Source organism: Sphingobacterium sp. 40-24 (assembly GCF_001899705.1).
Classification (GTDB): Bacteria; Bacteroidota; Bacteroidia; order Sphingobacteriales; family Sphingobacteriaceae; genus Sphingobacterium; species Sphingobacterium multivorum.
The window spans coordinates 224,380-242,144 of record NZ_MKWH01000055.1; the positions used below are offsets into that span (position 1 = coordinate 224,380).

The following is a 17,765-nucleotide window of genomic DNA, read 5'->3' on the forward strand; positions in this document are numbered from 1 at the left end:
AATATAATAAAGAATGGCTGAAGTAGTAAGAATGCCGAAAATGAGCGATACAATGACCGAAGGGGTCATCGCGAAATGGCACAAAAAAGTTGGTGATAAAGTAAATTCTGGTGATTTAGTAGCTGAGATTGAAACAGATAAAGCTACGATGGACTTTGAGTCTTACCAAGAAGGAACTCTTTTATATATTGGTCCTAAAGAAGGCGAAGCAGTAGCTATTGATGCTGTTATTGCTGTTTTAGGTGAGCCAGGTGAAGATTTTCAAGCATTGTTGAGCGGTGATGCGCCTGCAGCTGAAAAAGCACCGGAAAAAACAGAAGAAAAAAAAGCAGAAGAAGTTTCTGGTCCAGAATCTTCGGCTAGTACTGTAACTCCTGAGGAATTGGGATGTACAGTAATTACAATGCCTTTGTTAAGTGATACCATGAAAGAGGGTGTCATTGCGCAATGGAACTTCAAAGTTGGTGATACGATTAAATCTGACGATGCTATTGCTGATGTAGAAACTGATAAAGCGACAATGGAAGTTACAGCTTATGCTGATGGTACTTTATTATATGTTGGCCTTGAAGCTGGACAAGCGGCAAAGGTTAACGACATCATCGCGATCGTTGGTCCTGCAGGAACTGATATCACACCTTTGTTAAATCAAAAATCTGCACCAGCAAAGACAGAAACTGCTGAAGCTCCTAAAGCTGACTCAGCTGCTGCTGTAACTGCCGCACCGGTAGCATCGACTTCAAGCGATGATTCTCGTGTGAAAGCTTCTCCTTTAGCACGTAAAATTGCACAGGAGAAAGGTATCAACTTAAGTGATATCAAAGGTTCCGCAGATGGTGGCCGTATTGTGAAGAAAGACGTAGAATCATTTGTTCCTGTTGCTGCACAACCTGCGGAAACAAAAGCTGCAGCCGCTCCTGCAACAGAAGCAAAAGCAATCACTTTACCTACATTTGTTGGTGAAGAGCGTTATACTGAAAAACCAGTTAACCAAATGCGTAAAACTATTGCGCGTCGTCTAGCAGAGTCATTGTTTACAGCTCCACACTTCTATTTGACTGTATCAATTGACATGGACAATGCAATGGCTGCTCGTGCGCAGATTAATGAGGTTGCTCCAGTAAAAGTTTCTTTCAATGATATCGTTGTAAAAGCTGTTGCTGTTGCCTTGAAAAAACATCCTGCCGTAAACTCTTCATGGCAAGGTGATAAAATCCGTTTCAATGAGCATACCAACATTGGTGTTGCAATGGCTGTTGAAGATGGTTTATTAGTCCCTGTTGTGCGTTTTGCAGATGGTAAATCATTGTCGCATATCTCTGCAGAGGTGAAAGACTTCGCTCAAAAAGCGAAAGCTAAAAAATTACAGCCTGCCGATTGGGAAGGATCTACATTTACAGTGTCCAACTTAGGTATGTTTGGAATTGACGAATTTACATCCATTATCAACTCACCAGATGGAGCAATCCTTTCTGTTGGTGCTATTCAAGCAGTTCCTGTTGTTAAAAACGGTGCTGTAGTTCCTGGTAATGTAATGAAAGTGACATTGGGTTGTGATCACCGCGTGGTCGATGGTGCAACTGGAGCTGCATTTTTGCAAACATTAAAATCTTTGGTTGAAAATCCAGTAAGATTATTAGCATAATCCTTTAGTTGAGGAATTAAAAGCCACTTTAGTAATAAGGTGGCTTTTTTTATGGCCTTAATTGGTTAATCTTATGATAGGGAAAAGTTTTTTTACCTATAGTTTTCCATCGTTATCCATTTGTTTGAAGTAAGCCCAGGTTGTCCGTTGCTAGAGTGAAAGAGACTGCGCACATAAAAAAGGTAACATATCCGATGAATATCAATTATTGTGGTGAAAAATTCGTTTTTTTATACTAAAATCTTCATTTTAGCATTATTATCAGTAGGCTGGTCCTTCTATTACGAGCTTCAATAATTTGATGTTGTTTAGAACAAAGGAAATAGGAGGTATTTATTGATAAACAATACATAAAACACAAAAATCCGGGAGACTTAGTATAGTGAAATTATTTTTTTTAAAGGGAATGGTCGCTCTTTTGATGGTATCTACAGTGGCTTGTAGTTCAAAAGAGAAAAAACAGAAGGAAGCAGCAATAGCGCAGGCAAAAGTAGATAGCACAAGACTCGTCTATAATCCAAATAATGCAGATCAGAAAATCGATGCTTTTATGAAAAACCTTCATTCAAAAGCTGCATTCAATGGGAACGTTCTTGTTGCTAAAGATGGGAAAATCTTATATCAGAATACATTCGGCTGGGCCAATTACTTAAAACGGGATAGTCTAAAAATAGATGACAAATTTGAACTCGCTTCAGTTTCTAAACCGTTAACAGCTGTCGGAATTTTGAAGTTAGTGGAGGCAGGAAAGCTACGTCTCGATCAAACGATCAATGACTTCTATCCGGATTTTCCTTATCCTGGTATTACCATAAAAATGTTATTGACACACCGCTCGGGATTACCTAATTACGTTTATTTTTCGGAGGAACATTGGCCTGATCGCAAGAAAGGAATGACAAATCAAGATGTGATGAAAATGCTGACCGAATTTAAGCCTAATCGCTATGGTGCGCCAGGAGGCCGTTTCTTTTACAATAATTCGAACTTTATGGTCTTAGGGGCCATTATTGAAAAGATATCAAAGCAAGATTATGCGACGTATATGAAAGATAGCGTATTCAATGTTGCCGGAATGACAAATACAGCCGCACTCTCTAAGGCCGTGTATGATAAAATTCCGACCAACGTTATCGGGCATGATAAGGTATGGCGAAGATCGGTGGTGCAAAATTTTCAGGATGGACCGCTTGGTGACAAAGGAATTTATAGTACAGTGCGTGACCTTTATCGTTTTGATCTGGCTTTGAGAGATGGACGATTGTTAAAGCAGTCAACATTGGATTCAGCATACCGAGGATATCCCGATGCCAAAAAGGGAATTTTTAGCTATGGTTATGGTTGGCGTACCTTTGAGCATGGTAATGATCATATCGTATACCATACAGGCTGGTGGCACGGTTTTAGACATATTTATGTAAGAGATTTAAAAAGAAACATTGTTATTGTTTTACTTTCTAATATGACCAATGGAAGCTTGGTCAAATTGGATGAGCTTTATAAAATCATGGGAATGCCGGTATTGCGTAAAAATGCCTATAGCACCCATGGTGATTTTATCATCGATGAGTAATTTCTGAGCGATGCTACTCGGAGCATTTAGATTATCTTTTTTATCGTAAACTAGAATGCAGAGAAGATAATCTAAATGCCTTGAGTGAGCGTGTAATAAGTAAATACAAAAGATATATAAAGGGATGAAAAAAACATTGATTTTGGGTGCTAGCACCAATCCATCACGTTATTCGAATAAAGCGGCAAATATGCTTCATAAACATGGGCATGCAATCGTCAATATTGGCTTGAGTGGAGGAGAAGCCGCTGGAGTTGCCATTGAAAAGAAAGGTGAGATCTATACAGATATTGATACGGTGACAATGTATCTTAGCGAGCCTAATCAGAAAGAATATTACGATTATATATTAGCGACGAAGCCAAAAAGAATAATATTTAATCCAGGGGCAGAGAATTCAGCATTGGAACAGCTCGCGATGGAGCATGGTATTAAGACAGAAAGAGCCTGCACTCTTGTTTTGTTGAGTACAGGGCAGTTTTAGATTTTGGATTTATGAAGCAACTCAACCGACAGATACTTCGTGATAAAATAATTTGTAAGTCCCACGGTATTGCTGTCGAGATTTAGGCTTGACACTTTTATGTCACAATGTTCCTTCAATATTGCCATGGTATAAGAATTGATGGCTTGCTGTATCGGAATCGTGATCAGTTCATTTGCTTTTGCAATTTTCCCCCCCAATACGATCAATTCGGGGTTGAGGAGCTGTATCAAGGATGCAAATGCTTTCCCTAGATTTGTCCCTAGTTTTGAAATCTGGTTTATTGCAAATTGATCACCTTTGTTTGCAGCTTCAATAATATGCGTTGGTGTTAAATGTTGTAATTCATCGGGTTGCAATTCGTTTAATTTAGTCAGCTCTCCTTTCTGGATTTCCTGTTTCGCATTGTTGACTAAAGCAATTCCGGAAGCTACGGTTTCCAAACAACCTCTTTTCCCACAGTAGCATAGTTCGCCATTATCGATAAAGGGCATATGTCCCACTTCGCCGGAGTAGCCATCACGTCCCAGATAGACTTCGCCATTGGACACGATTCCTAAACCAATCCCCCAATCCATTAGGATAATTAAACTGTTTTTTGTGTTTTTTGCCAATCCAAATTTCAATTCAGCATAAGCAGCGCCTTTGACGTCATTGAGAATGAAGACTGGTTTTTTATATATGCGCTCAAAATAATTTGTTATGGATTGATTGTCGTCATGTAAAAAAGTCTCGTTGGTACCTTCTTCAGCGTTGATTAGCCCAGGCATACCAATGATAATCCCTGTTAGGTTCTCGATATCAACTGATTTATCGATAAGATATTGATCAACGATTTGTGTGATAGCGGCTAGATTTTCTCCATTGCGAGATAATTCATTATCCAGCTCAACAGTTTCAGCAATAATGTTCTGGTTGTTGTCCATTATGCTCATAGTGATAGAGAAACGTTGGAGCTCAATCGAAAGCACCTGAAACAATCCATCACATAGCTTATATAAATTGGGTTTACGTCCGCCAATAGATTCTCCTTTGTCAAATTGACGGATAAAATCATCTTCCAGCAACTCAGCAATGAGGCTATTCACCGTAGGCAGGCTTAAATAGAGGTTTTTTACAATGTCATTTACCGATACAGATCCTAATTCGGCTATTAATTTTATAATGGAGATTTTATTGAACAGATTTTTCTTTTCAGGTTTACTCTCCAATTTTTTGTTAATCAGTAAGTTTACGGCTTTAGTCATAAAACATCATATTTTGAAATAGAATCCTCAGGGCTTTAATTTAGCAAAAGTTTTGGAATCATTTGGTTATTTTTCTCACTTGACAAACAAGTGGGCTAATTAGCAAAAAGGGGATAAGATTCCTTATCCCCTTTCTACGTATAAGTTAAGACTATTTGAGTTTTTTTACTCGAATATCTTTAAAGAATACTTCGGTACCGTGTCCAAGGAACCCGATATGACCAGAGGTTCGTTTAAGTCCAGGATGTTGTTTGCCATCCAAGGTTCCGTTTTTGCTTGCCTCGGCGATATCCGCATCAACAATAACAGCGCCATTTAGTGTAACTTTGATACGATTTCCTTTCACGACTATTTCCTCGGAGTTCCATTCACCTACAGGTTTCAAATGACCTTTTTTGGCAGGAACAACACCATAAATCGAACCGTGATATTGGTATTGCTTCAAGTCTTTATAAACATCTGCACCATCATCAAGTACCTGGATTTCCATCGCCTCATATGCGGCATCTCCCTCCAGAGGAGCCCGTATTCCCACACCATTGTTGGCACCCGGGGTTAATTTGAAGTCGAAGCGATAAATGAAGTCTGCATATTCTTCTTTTGTATAAAGGTTCCCACCAAATTTTGCATTTGGATACACCCAGATATAACCTTCGTCATTGATGACATAAGCTTGGTTTTCTGTCCACTTGTCGAGGTTTGTTCCATCAAAAAGTACTTCAAAACCTTCTTTTTTCTCTTGATCGCTCAATTTAAAGATTTGTTTTCTTGGGAATTCCTTGATAAAAAGATCTCTATAATAAACAACTGAACCATGCGCTTGTAACTCAATTTGTTCGGTCGGGAAAATGGATTGGTTTCTATCCCAATAGTTTTCAAGAGGAATATTATCGGTTACTAATTGTCCATTTAACCAAACCGTGACTTTATCGTCTACCATTTTGATTTTAAACGTATTCCATTCGCCAGTAGCGTTGTCGGCAACCTTCAATGGTTTGCTTTCATTTTTCTGGTTGTTATATAATCCACCAGAGCCAACTTGGGCACCGACTCTTGTATTCGCGATATCCCAAATTTGTACTTGTGGAGTTCCTCTCAAGTAAATACCGGCATCACCTTCTATACCACCATAGTTCTCCAATTTCCAATCTACAAGCATTTCAAAATCGCCATATTTTTTTACGGTAGCCAGGTTATCTCCTTTACCACTGAAGGTAATTTCGCCATTGGATGCTGTCCAGCCTTTGCGCATGATGTCATCGGCTTTAGCTTGTTCTGCTGCTAAAGTTTTCTCGTTCATCTTACTACGTTTGATCGGATCCGCTACCAAACCTTTCCAGCCACTTAGGTCTTTACCATTGAACATCGAAACGTAACCCTCTTTGATGGGCATTTCAGCGAGATAGCGAACAACGGCTTCTTTAAGGTATCCACTTTCACTACCCGACAATTTACCGATGACCTGTTCAAGAACCTCTCTGACCTTTTTTCCATAGAACTTGTTGTCCATTGCAATGTTCATTGCTACATTGGCAGCAGTTCCGCCCAGTTGTGCATCGTTCATTAAGTCGGCGGCAAAAACTAAAGACTGGTATGTTCCTGTAGGTTGTAACGCCGATAATGCTGCTTTTTTCTGATCTGCTGTTTTGGCAACGCTGAATGCATCTCTTAATAACAACGTTTTCTGTTCAGGCGTATTCGAAGAAGAAGAAATTGATTTAATTAATCCCCGGTATACCGTATTGAACAGATTATCGTCTTTTTCTGTTCGGGAAAGAGATACCAATTCTGGAAGTGCGTTGGAGGAAGACCAGCCAGCCAAAGATTCAATTGCTGCTGACCGTAGACTTGTATTATTATTGTTAAGGTATGCAGTTACAGCTTTCAATGACTGTGCGTCACCAAGACCAGCAAAAATAGGGAAATATTTAGCGGTATTAGGCGCTGCTGATTTCGCTATATTAGCTGCTAGTTTTTCTGTTAATCCTTTTGAATTTGTGCTTGACTGAATCACATTGACAATGGCACGTTGCAATAGAACGGCAGATTTACTATCTGTCGTATTGTTTAGCCTATTGAATAGTTCTTCTAAATCCGATTCCTGGGCAACATTGGGAAGTGCTTTGTTGATCGCTTCTTCGACAGCAGGATTTGCACTCTTTATTGCTAATACAGCTTTGGATGATGCATTGTTGGAACGTTTACTTAAAATATCCAGTAATTGAATCTTTTTGTCGTCATCTACCGTGGCGAGCGCATTGTTGACATCGGTAACAACATTTGCATCTTTAGATGATAGGATCAACGCTTTTACCGAATTGTTGAACTGTTGATCTGTGTTGAGAGCCTGGATTAAAGTATTGGTTTCTTTTCCCTGTGATAGTGTATTTAGTGCACTTAATCCAGCTAATTTAGTTACTGGAGATTGTGTTTTATTTACTAACGCCTGGATTAGTTTTAAACTGCTTGCCGAACCATTGTGGGCTAAGTAGTTCAATACACTTTCTTGAACTTCAGGCGTACCCTTGCTTGCTAAAGCAAGCAAGCTTTTTGCGTCGCTGCCCTTTCCGTATTTTCCGAGTAATTGTAAAGCAATGTTACGGTAAGCACCATTATCGCTCTTAACTGCTGCTAATAAGTTCTTTTGTTGTTTCGCCGGGTCAAGAGTTGTCAATAATTTAAGCGATGCAATTTGACCGTTGATTGATTTGGCTTTTTGGGATTCTTGGAAAAATTTGTTCAGAAACTTGATTGCATCTTGATCATGCTTATTGTCGATCAATGCTTGGGCATAGTCGATACCAAGACCAACCGCATCAAATTTGTCGTAGCTGTAACCTGCAGCAGTTAGTTTTTCCTGGAATAGCGATTCAGAAGCTGTGCCACCTATTTTGCTTAATGCGATTAATGCTGTCCGTTGAAAACCGTCCGAATTATATTTTTTGGTCAATCCCAAAATAGCATTTTCAGCATTTTTATCCTTTAAATCTCCGAGTGCAGTAACTAAGGCAATAGCAGTTTTCTCTGTCGTTGACGCAGCTAAAGCTTTTTCTAATGCTGCTGTCGACTCAGGGGTACGAATAGATACCAGAGTTCTCGCTGCAGCATCGGCAAGATAATCGTTTGCCAAGCAATTTGCGACAGCGGGTATAGCGGTATTATCTGCACATTGACGTAATAGGCGTAGGGCAAAGACCTGATTTGTTGGTTCACTCAATTGCGAGATGGATTTTGCCAAACCTTCAACAAAAACTCTGTTTTGCTGTTCTTTACCTGGTTGATTTACATAGAATGAATAGCTGTTTGCTGCAAATTCTATCGGAGCATTATTGCTTCCCGGTGCTTTAAGTCCCTTGAGGAAAGTGACAACGTCGTCAGACGAAAAACCTTCCAACTCATGCATGGCAAGCAAAAATTTTTCTTTTTCTTCGGCAGGCTGCTGTGCCAATACGTCTGCTATTTTGGTTGCAGTCGTTCTATTTTGTGGTTGCTGAGCGTAAGTTGCACTAGATATAAGAAGCAATACAGTCAGCGAATTGAATATTCTTTTCATTGGGATATCTTTTTAAATAGACCAAGGGCCTCTCATTGGTTGGTGAATCAATCTATTTGCGGCGTCATCATTAATAAATAGCTCGTTTTGAGAGTCGTATTTTAATGATCTGTTTAGTCGCAATGCTGCTAATCCCATGTTGACCAAAGTACAAGAACGGTGTCCATTGATTTCATTCAGTGCAAACTTTTCTCTTGTGCGCACAGATTCCAGGAAGTCGGTAATCTGTGGTGCTGGTTCAGGATATTGTGCAAGTTTTCTTTCCAAATCTGGTATATCTGATTGAAACCCTCTATATAATTTACCTTTTGGACCTTCAATATAGGCTGCCTTTTCATCTTTCGCTTCACCATCTAGAATGATCTGACAACCATCGGCATAGGTAAATGTAATTCGTCTCCATGTGCCCACGGCATCCGGATGTTGCTGCGGAGCATCAACGTCAACAGTAACGGGACTTTCGTTGTCTTTTCCTAAGAAGTATTGAACAGGATCCATATAGTGTTGTCCCATATCTCCTAGGCCGCCGCCATCATAATCCCAATATCCTCTAAAGGTCGTATGTACACGGTGCTTATTATAAGGTTTGTATGGTGCTGGGCCTAGCCAAAAATCGTAGTCAAGTTCCGCTGGTACTTTCTCTTCCGGTAGGTTTTCCTTTCCTACCCAATAAAATTTCCAGTCAAAGCCCGTATGTTTGCTTATCGTCACTTTCAAAGGCCAACCCAACATCCCTGTATCAACTAATTTTTTGATTTTGCTTACGGGAACATTCATTCCATAAAAATCATCCTTAAAACGAAACCAGGTATTTAAACGAAAGATATTACCATGCTGTGCAATGGCTTCTTTCACTTTTTTACCTTCACCGATAGTGCGTGTCATCGGTTTTTCACACCAGATATCTTTTCCTGCTTTTGCCGCTTCAATGGACATCAGTCCATGCCAATGTGGCGGAGTAGCAATATGTACGATATCTACTTCCGGAGATTTAATCAACTCCCTAAAGTCATGGTATTCCTTCACACCACCGCCTAAGTCTGCTTGTGCTGCCGCCAGATGGGTTTTGTCCACATCACAAATAGCTACTGTTTTAGTTCCGGCGTAGCCAAAGTGTCCACGCCCCATATTGCCGACACCAATTACACCTTTGGTTAGATGGTCGCTCGGAGCAAGATAGCCCTGTCCTCCGAGTACAAAGCGTGGTACAATAGAAAATGCCGCAGCACCGACCACGGATTTTTTTATGAAATCACGCCTTGATGAATTCTGTTCTTTCATTTTGGTTGGATTAGTTGTTTTATAATTGATCCACTATTAGGCTGTTAAAAATAACGGCATTGGATATTTAATCTTAAAAATAGATAAAAAACTGATAAATGTAAACTGATAACTAAAATTTTACGTATTGTTTATTTGTGTTTTATTAAAAAATAACAAAAGAATGCTGCTGAATTCATTTCTTTCATATATAGCCACCCCATTATTGCCTATGCTTTGTTGTTTTGTCTGCTAAATTGTTACATTTCAGCTTGGTAACCGACCTGTGGATAGATTCGGAAAGCCCTACCGATCAATTTTTCTCAATCGTTTTCGTAAAAGAGGCTTGATTTCAGTCGAATAATCCAGCATCTTTATGGTCGCTCTGATAGCATTAAATCCTAATGATGAATCTAAGAATACTATTTTTTCTCATTTGCGCGCTATTCCAGTCAATTTCTGGTTCAGCACAATTTAGAATTCCCACATTGGGTCATACCATTTATGAAGGTGTATTTACCGGGAATGGTCTACTGGGAACGATGACTTACTTAGCCGGCAAGAATTCAATGCGCGTTGATATTGGGCGAACTGATGTTTATGATCATCGCGCGAATTCGGCCGATAAATTGTTTGATCAGGCGCGTATGTCGTTAGGTCATTTTGAAATGGAATTTGAAAGCTCGATTGTACAGGCACAAGGAGAAATTTATTTAAAAGATGCTTATGCAGAGGCGAAAGTCAGCACGGATAAGGGCATAATGAGAATTCGGACAACCACCTTGTCGAATGACAATATTATCTTGCTGGAGGTATTTAAAAAAGATTTTAACGGGAATTACCAGCTTACATGGAAACCCGACGAAGCCATCAGCCCAAGGATGGGATTCAGCTATACGCAAAAACCGAAAAACTATCCAGCAAATCCAAAAGGCAGTTTTGGTACACAAGGCGGAATTAAATATTTTGACCAGCCTCTTTTAGCGGGGGGAGGGTATGTAACGGCTTATTGGAGCAAATCTGATAAAGAAGTGGATACCTATTTAATTACTGTAGATTATAGCCAGCATGGGACCGCTTATGTCAAAAAGGCGATTCATTATGTTCGGAATTTTAATGCTCAACAGTTAACGAGAGGACTGGCATCCCATCGCAAGTGGTGGACAAACTATTTTAAAGCATCTACACTGGAGCTGCCAGATACGGTTTATCAGCGGTTTTATGATATGCAACTGTATAAGCTTGCCAGTGCAACAAGGTCAGATAAACCCGCCATGGATTTACAGGGGCCATGGACGAGTCCAACTCCTTGGCCAGCTTACTGGCTTAATCTCAATATGCAACTTGCTTATTCACCAGTTTTCAAAGCCAACCAGCTCGGTATTGCAAACTCGCTGATCCAGATGATTGATCGAAATAAAGATAAGCTAAGACAAAATGTTCCCGAACCTTATCGCTATAACAGTTTGGCTGTAGGTCGCTCCTCGGGACCAAGTCTATGGAGTCCGGTTCTTCTGGCAAAAAATGTTGCGCTGGAAGGCGCTTCCGATGGAGAAAAAGAATTGGGAAATCTCGTTTGGCTTCTGCATAGTTATTATCAGTATTATCGAGCGACCCTTTCGCAGGAAGTATATGATCGCTTGTTCCAGCTACTGAAGGAAGCGATAAATTATCATTTGCACTTATTGGAAAAGGATCAACAGGGGAAATACCATATCGGGGTAAAAACCTATTCACCGGAGTATCCTAAGGGCTACGCTTATGATACAAATTATGACCTTTCCATTTTAAGATGGGGGCTCAAGACACTTATAGAGCTGGATCAAGAAAGGGGCGGTAAGGATAAACTTTATGCGGTCTGGAAAGACGTGTTAGCCAACTTGATTGATTATCCACAAGATGCCGATGGCTTTATGATCGCAAGAGACCTTCCCTATGGTGAGTCGCATCGTCATTATTCGCATCTCATGATGATTTATCCTTTTTACGATATAAACTGGGATCAGGTAAATAATCAAGCACTTATTGAGCGCTCTATTGCACATTGGCAGAGCAAAAAGCAATTGTTGCAGGGCTATTCATTTACGGGGGCTGCCTCTATGTATGCCATGATGGGAAGAGGAGACTCGGCTTTGGCTTCGCTGGATGTGCTATTGCAGAAATATATTAAAGCCAATACACTATATGCTGAAAGCGGTCCGGTGATAGAAACCCCACTGGCAGCGATGGCCAGTATTCAAGAATTGTGTATGCAGTATTGGGATGGTGTATTACGCGTGTTTCCTGCTATTCCTCATAAATGGAAGGATGTTTCCTTTACTAATTTTTTGACAGATGGTGGAAATCTCGTGTCAGCAGAACGGAAAAATGGAAAAACGGCCAACATCCGGATCAAAAGTCAATATGGAGGTCGTCTACGTTTAAAATCCGATATCGGAATACCAGAGGTAAAGATACAAGGAAAAGGTACGTTTGATATAAGGAAAGACGGAATAATTGATCTGAAGCTTGATAAGGGAGCAGTCGCTTTGATCAACGCACATGGATAACCGAGCTTAGAGAAAGGAAGACAGGAAAAGCTGGATAGGCAGATGCTTTGAACCCACGCTCCATATTAAAATGGAGAAAAGAGCTGATTATTAAATATAAATTGACGCGCTCATGCGCTGACCAAATAAAAATAAACGAATAAAAAATAATGAAATTAAAACAACTTTCTGTGTTATTATTGGCCGTTTTGGGCACTTCGACTGTCGTTCAGGCCCAAACAGCAAAACCGAATCTATCCAAAGAGTTCATTCAGCAACAGTTAGATGCTGCAGCAAAGCAAATAAAAGTCCTGGCGAATGAAACGCCGGCAGAAAAGTTTCCAAAAACTTTCGAAAATGGGAAAGAGGTATTTTCTTCATCCAGTTGGTGGTGTTCGGGCTTCTATCCGGGGACATTGCTGTATTTATATGAAGGCACCAAAGATGAGGGATTATTAAAGAAAGCAACTGATAAATTGACGTATCTGGAGAAAGAAAAGAACAACAAGGGTACGCATGACTTAGGATTTATGTTATTCTGTAGTTTTGGAAATGCACTTCGTCTCACGGGCGATACGGAAAAGTATGAGCCAATACTCAGCACTGGTGCGAATTCCCTAGCATCTCGCTATAGTCCCGTTACCAGGACAATCCGTTCTTGGGATCACGGAACATGGCAATATCCAGTAATCATTGATAACATGATGAATTTGGAATTTTTGACACAGGTATCTAAAATGACTGGAGATAAAAAATTCTATGATATTGCGGTAGCTCATGCCGAAACAACCTTGAAAAATCACTTCAGAAAAGATTATAGTTCCTACCATGTGATCGATTATGATAAGAAGACTGGTAAGGCTATTGGAAAAAAAACACATCAGGGTGCATTTGATGAATCGGCATGGTCAAGAGGGCAGGGATGGGCACTCTATGGTTATACGATGATGTATCGCGAAACCAAGAAGAAAGAATTTTTGAAGCAGGCACAGCAAATCGCAAAATATATCTTAAGTAACCCAAATATGCCTGCTGATCTGGTTCCTTACTGGGATTTTGATAAAGATAAAATTGCGCAGTCGGACAAAATGTATCCAAATAAGGACCTTCGGGATGTGTCGGCAGCGGCATTGTATGCATCGGCTTTATTAGAACTTTCGCAATACACAAAGGGAAGTGAGGCTGTGAACTATTTTAACAAAGCAGAAATTATTCTTAAAAACCTGTCGAAGGCGCCTTATCTTGCTCCTTATGGTCAAAATGGCGGTTACATTTTACAACATAGTGTTGGAGCGTTGCCATTGAATTCCGAAATCGATGTGCCTTTGACTTATGCAGATTATTACTATGTTGAAGCCTTGGTGCGTTATCAACGCCTATTGTCAGGAGAGCCAATGATCAAAGAGATCGCTAAATAGGACCATCAAAGAAAGCTTATCGTTGATAAATTAACTCGTTTTAAGTACACAGGTATAGATAAAAAAAGAGATGTTAGAGGCATCTCTTTTTTTATGGGATAGGATGTGGGTTATCTTCAAATATCGCTAAGTTTCAGTGGTCTGGCTAGAATTTGTTGTTTGCTCTGACGGATTGTATCCGAACTGTTTTTTAAATTCCTTACTGAAGTATTTCCTGTCGGAAAAGCCTACGGCATAAGCGATTTCACTGATATTCATTGCGGATGTTAGTAACTCTTTCGCTTTGTTTAGCCTATACGTTTTTACATAATTGTTGAGTGACAAATTGGATATGGCTTTTAGCTTGCGATAGAGGATTGGTGCGCTCATTCCCATTGTTCGCGCTATAAAATTGACATCAAAGCCATCTGATTGGATATTTTCTTCAATCAACTGATTTAGGGATGAGATGAATTGCGCATCAAGTTCATTGTCGAATGAAGTTGTTTTGACTTGAAATCCTTTACTCTTTTTCTGGCTGATAGCCAAGAGATTTTGTGCAGAAAGAAAAAGCTGTTTATTGTCGAAAGGTTTTGTCAAATAGATGTTTGCGCCATGCTCTAAGGCCAAAGTTTGGGAATCGTTGTCGGTTACAGCAGTCAGCAAGATGAATGGTATATGGCAGGTCGTCATATTTGTTTTAATGGCCTGGCATAGCTGAGCACCGTCCATGTAAGGCATCATCAGATCCGAAATAATCAGATCAGGGATATATTCCAATGCTTTAGAAAGGGCTTCCTCACCATTGACAGCAGTAATAATGCTGAAGCTCTCCTCAAATAGACTGACAACGGCTGCTAATAATTCGCTATTGTCCTCTACAATCAAGATGGTCTGCTTTAAGGAAATATCCAGCGTGCCTAGGTTCGTTGTGTTTGCTTCCTCTGTCTCTTTTGTTAATATTTCTAGCGGTATAACTCCGGTTTTTTGGTTTATTTGCTTGGGGAGACTAACAGTAAATACAGTCCATTGGCCTTTTTCATCATTCATCGTTGAGCAGCGAATATCTCCTTCGTGCTGCTGCACAATTTGTTTGGTAAGTGCTAGACCAATACCTGTTCCGATCACGTCATTAGCCTGTTCTTCACGATAGTACTCTTCAAATATTTTAAATTGGTTGTCGGTAGCGATACCGATACCATTATCGATAATACTGATCGCTATTGTGTGATCATTTTCGATAAGATCCAGATAAACTGTGCCATGTTCTGGTGTGTACTTGATCGCATTTGATAAGAGGTTAAACATGACTTTATCAAATTGTACAGTATCTATGGATTGTAGCCCCACAGCATCCAGCTGCCGGATATAGTAGTTGAGGTGTTTTGCTTTTGCAAGGTCATTTAATAGGTAGAATGTATCTTCTATATATTCCCGAAAAGAGATGTCTGTTTTCTTCAGTACAAAGTGTTTGTCATCGAATTTTTTAAAATCCAGTAGCTCGTTGATAACACCCAGGAGTTTACTGGCATTCTTTTTTATCCGTTTTACCTTGTTCTGGGTAGAAGTAAGATTGGCTGTTTCGGAAATAATTTCATCCAAAGGAGCCGTTATCAAAGTCAGTGGTGTACGGATTTCGTGGGATATCTGTGTGAAGAACTTTATTTTCTTTTCCTGTTCTCGTTCTGAGTTGATCAACATCTCACGTTCGACAACAAACTTGATAACAAAATGTACACCGAGAGTAAACAAGCCGGCATACAAAAGATAGGCCCACCAGGTCCTCCAAAAGGGAGGTTTAATATCGATATTGATCCGCAGGGGTATGCTGCTCCAGATACCATCGTTGTTACTGGCGAAAATGGTCAAGGTGTGCATACCTGTAGGAATATTGGTATATCGTATAGAGGGGGTATTTGTTTCAACCCAATCCTTGTCGAAACCTTCGAGCTTATAGCGGTATCTGTTCTTCTGCGGTTTGATGAAATTGGAACCTGAGAAATTAATCGTTACAAAGTTTTCATCGTGTCGGAGTTTGAGCTGGTAGCTGTTGGGGTCTGACGTTTTCTGTAAACGTCCGTAGTTCAATGGCGTGTCTTCGAGAAAGATATTTCGAAAGAGTACTTCGGGGATGTTCTGATTAAAGATAATTTTTCGGGTATCTAGAGAAACTACACCATTTAGTGTCGTGACGGATAGTGTTCCTGCTTTGCTGGCAAAGACTTTGGCACCAAGTAGATTTTTGACCGGTAAACCGTCATATTGATTCAGGAGGTAACGCTGTTTTGTTTTGGGATTGTAGCATATTAATCCATTTTTACTTGTAAGCCACACTTGATTGTTCACAATGATGGGCCAGCCTAAGGAATTGTTTGGAAAACGTGATATTTTGGTAAGCTTATCGTGCTGATCAACATGATAAAGATCTTCTTTTGACGTCAGCCAGATGTCACCATTCGGATGCACATAAAATCCACCCAGGGCTAATGTATCAAGCTGTTTTATTGGTCGTATGTTTGATTCATTCGGTTTTTTGCGAAAAAGTGTCCCGCCTCTAAGAAAATAGGTCTGCTGTTTATGATCAGCTTGGATATCATCAATTGTACCTGTTTTTAATGCAGCATGATACGTTGCAGGTTTTCCTGGCTCCACGATATAGAGCCCTTTGTTGGTTCCAAGGTAAATACGGTGTGTCGGATCGACGTAAATGCTGTAGATGTTATTTTTGAGATTTAGGAGTTCTTTTTCGAGGTAAAAATGCTGTGCATTTCCAGATTGTGCATCGATAATGGAATAGCCGCCGCCATATTGTGCCGCGTAGATTTTATTATCGCGAACATAGAGGTCCTTGATCAGGTTTGACTGGGTTAATTTTGATAAAGGTGAAGTTACTCCAGTTATTTTGTCAATTTTGTTGATTCCTTCTTCTTCTGTTCCGATCCAAAACGCATTTTCTGACTCAGCAAAACTGCCGGTGATATCGCTACTGAGGCTGAGAGCAGTGCGCGAACGTGTTGAGTAATGCTGTATGGGGATGAGATCGGGGTAGATGGCATTGATTCCTCCAAAATAAGTTCCTATCCAAGTGATCTGTTGGCGATCTATGAAGATATCATAGATGGAATTTTGACTCAATGAGTTTTTGACGGAGGTATTGTGTTTATAGTTTAGGAAATGTGGCGAGCCGTTAAAGATGGAGAGTCCTTTTAGTGTACCGATCAAGAGATCTCCTTGTTTGGTTGGGACTATTTTTCTGATGTTATTGCTCAGTAGGTTGCTGTTTGATTCTGTTAAGTTATTCCATTTTTTATCAATGAAGTTGTATTGGAATATTCCGTGCAATTTTGTGCCAACCCACAAGATACCTTGATGGAAATATTGGGCACTGAAAATACGTTCTTTTAACGGCAGCGGGGGAAACATCAGATTCTGGATATGGAAGATCTGATTATTTTGCCATGAAAAAGACTCGATGCCCTTATAACTTGCTACTGTATAGGTGTTGGGGCTGGTTTGGATGATCGATTGCACTCGGGGGCGGTCGAGGATTCTCTTGAGATTGTAGGAGCCAGCTGTCGGGATTGCCTGATAAAGCCCCTTGTCAGTGCATAGAAATATCTGGTCTGATAAAAACTGGATGTCGGTGATGACAATTTTTTCCTGAAAAGGTTTTCCTTGTTTAAATACAGCTTTACGTTTATCGATGTCGAAAATGAATAGTTGGGTTGCCGTAGCGATGAAAAGATGATTCTTTGCATTGATGCCAATCTTATTAATATAATCTACCTTTTTAAAGACGGTATCCTGTACCAAAATATTGGTGATATTCTGGGAGTCATATACAAATAGGTTGGCGCCACCACCGAACCAAAGTTTACCCTGTTTATCCTGCGCAATTGTTAATACTGCCTGTTTATCCAACACATTCTCCTGGCTCAGTGTCTCAAACTTAAGATCCTGAGCATGACAAAGGGAAATGATGGATATCAACAGCAGAAATTGTCGCGATAAAATAGGCAATATGTTCATGGTTATGGGGTATTTGGATCAAATTTAAGATTTTACCCCCAAATATTTA

General features: G+C 40.0%; 9 protein-coding genes. 5 read left to right on the plus strand and 4 right to left on the minus strand.

The genetic code is table 11. The features are described 5' to 3' along the window. Window positions 1-13 precede the first annotated feature (13 nt). From BGP15_RS20285 to BGP15_RS20295, 3 genes are all read left to right on the plus strand, one after another. Window positions 14-1,645: a dihydrolipoyl dehydrogenase family protein gene (locus BGP15_RS20285; protein ID WP_286770637.1), complete on the plus strand. Its 1,632-nt coding sequence runs from the start codon at window positions 14-16 to the stop codon at window positions 1,643-1,645. A gap of 382 nt (window positions 1,646-2,027) precedes the next feature. Beyond that, window positions 2,028-3,218 (plus strand): serine hydrolase domain-containing protein, encoded by a 1,191-nt coding sequence (locus BGP15_RS20290; protein WP_046674852.1) that lies wholly within the window; start codon window positions 2,028-2,030, stop codon window positions 3,216-3,218. A 124-nt stretch (window positions 3,219-3,342) separates the two neighbouring features. Continuing rightward, complete coding sequence (locus tag BGP15_RS20295) at window positions 3,343-3,702, plus strand: CoA-binding protein (RefSeq protein ID WP_046674853.1); 360 nt, start codon at window positions 3,343-3,345, stop codon at window positions 3,700-3,702. Here the strand turns inward: BGP15_RS20295 and BGP15_RS20300 are convergent. The 3 genes from BGP15_RS20300 to BGP15_RS20310 form a co-directional block, all read right to left on the minus strand. Further along, the gene (locus tag BGP15_RS20300) at window positions 3,699-4,949 is read right to left on the minus strand and encodes an ROK family transcriptional regulator (protein ID WP_046674854.1); all 1,251 of its coding nucleotides are present in this window, start codon (window positions 4,947-4,949) and stop codon (window positions 3,699-3,701) included. The genes BGP15_RS20295 and BGP15_RS20300 overlap by 4 nt on opposite strands. 151 nt (window positions 4,950-5,100) lie before the next feature. Beyond that, the gene (locus tag BGP15_RS20305; RefSeq protein ID WP_286770638.1) at window positions 5,101-8,502 is read right to left on the minus strand and encodes a 3-keto-alpha-glucoside-1,2-lyase-like domain-containing protein; all 3,402 of its coding nucleotides are present in this window, start codon (window positions 8,500-8,502) and stop codon (window positions 5,101-5,103) included. A 12-nt stretch (window positions 8,503-8,514) separates the two neighbouring features. Further along, a complete protein-coding gene (locus BGP15_RS20310) occupies window positions 8,515-9,783 on the minus strand; it encodes a Gfo/Idh/MocA family oxidoreductase (protein WP_046674856.1) in 1,269 nt (422 codons plus the stop codon). 383 nt (window positions 9,784-10,166) lie between these two features. On the opposite strand from BGP15_RS20310, the gene BGP15_RS20315 reads away from it, so the two are divergent. Beyond that, window positions 10,167-12,311, plus strand: coding sequence for a glycosyl hydrolase family 95 catalytic domain-containing protein (locus BGP15_RS20315; RefSeq protein WP_286770639.1), 2,145 nt, complete (start codon window positions 10,167-10,169; stop codon window positions 12,309-12,311). Window positions 12,312-12,460: 149 nt separating this feature from the next. Continuing rightward, window positions 12,461-13,708, plus strand: a complete 1,248-nt coding sequence (locus BGP15_RS20320; RefSeq protein WP_286770640.1) for a glycoside hydrolase family 88 protein — start codon at window positions 12,461-12,463, stop codon at window positions 13,706-13,708. 126 nt (window positions 13,709-13,834) lie between these two features. Here BGP15_RS20320 and BGP15_RS20325 read toward each other — a convergent pair whose 3' ends face one another. After that, the gene (locus tag BGP15_RS20325; RefSeq protein ID WP_286770641.1) at window positions 13,835-17,716 is read right to left on the minus strand and encodes a hybrid sensor histidine kinase/response regulator transcription factor; all 3,882 of its coding nucleotides are present in this window, start codon (window positions 17,714-17,716) and stop codon (window positions 13,835-13,837) included. Window positions 17,717-17,765 lie beyond the last annotated feature (49 nt).

Coding starts and splice junctions, on each gene's coding strand:
- BGP15_RS20315 (WP_286770639.1), top strand. CDS start 10,167: ATGATGAATCTAAGAATACTATTTTTTCTCATTTGCGCGCTATTCCAG.
- BGP15_RS20285 (WP_286770637.1), top strand. CDS start 14: ATGGCTGAAGTAGTAAGAATGCCGAAAATGAGCGATACAATGACCGAA.
- BGP15_RS20305 (WP_286770638.1), bottom strand. CDS start 8,502: ATGAAAAGAATATTCAATTCGCTGACTGTATTGCTTCTTATATCTAGT.
- BGP15_RS20320 (WP_286770640.1), top strand. CDS start 12,461: ATGAAATTAAAACAACTTTCTGTGTTATTATTGGCCGTTTTGGGCACT.
- BGP15_RS20295 (WP_046674853.1), top strand. CDS start 3,343: ATGAAAAAAACATTGATTTTGGGTGCTAGCACCAATCCATCACGTTAT.
- BGP15_RS20300 (WP_046674854.1), bottom strand. CDS start 4,949: ATGACTAAAGCCGTAAACTTACTGATTAACAAAAAATTGGAGAGTAAA.
- BGP15_RS20325 (WP_286770641.1), bottom strand. CDS start 17,716: ATGAACATATTGCCTATTTTATCGCGACAATTTCTGCTGTTGATATCC.
- BGP15_RS20310 (WP_046674856.1), bottom strand. CDS start 9,783: ATGAAAGAACAGAATTCATCAAGGCGTGATTTCATAAAAAAATCCGTG.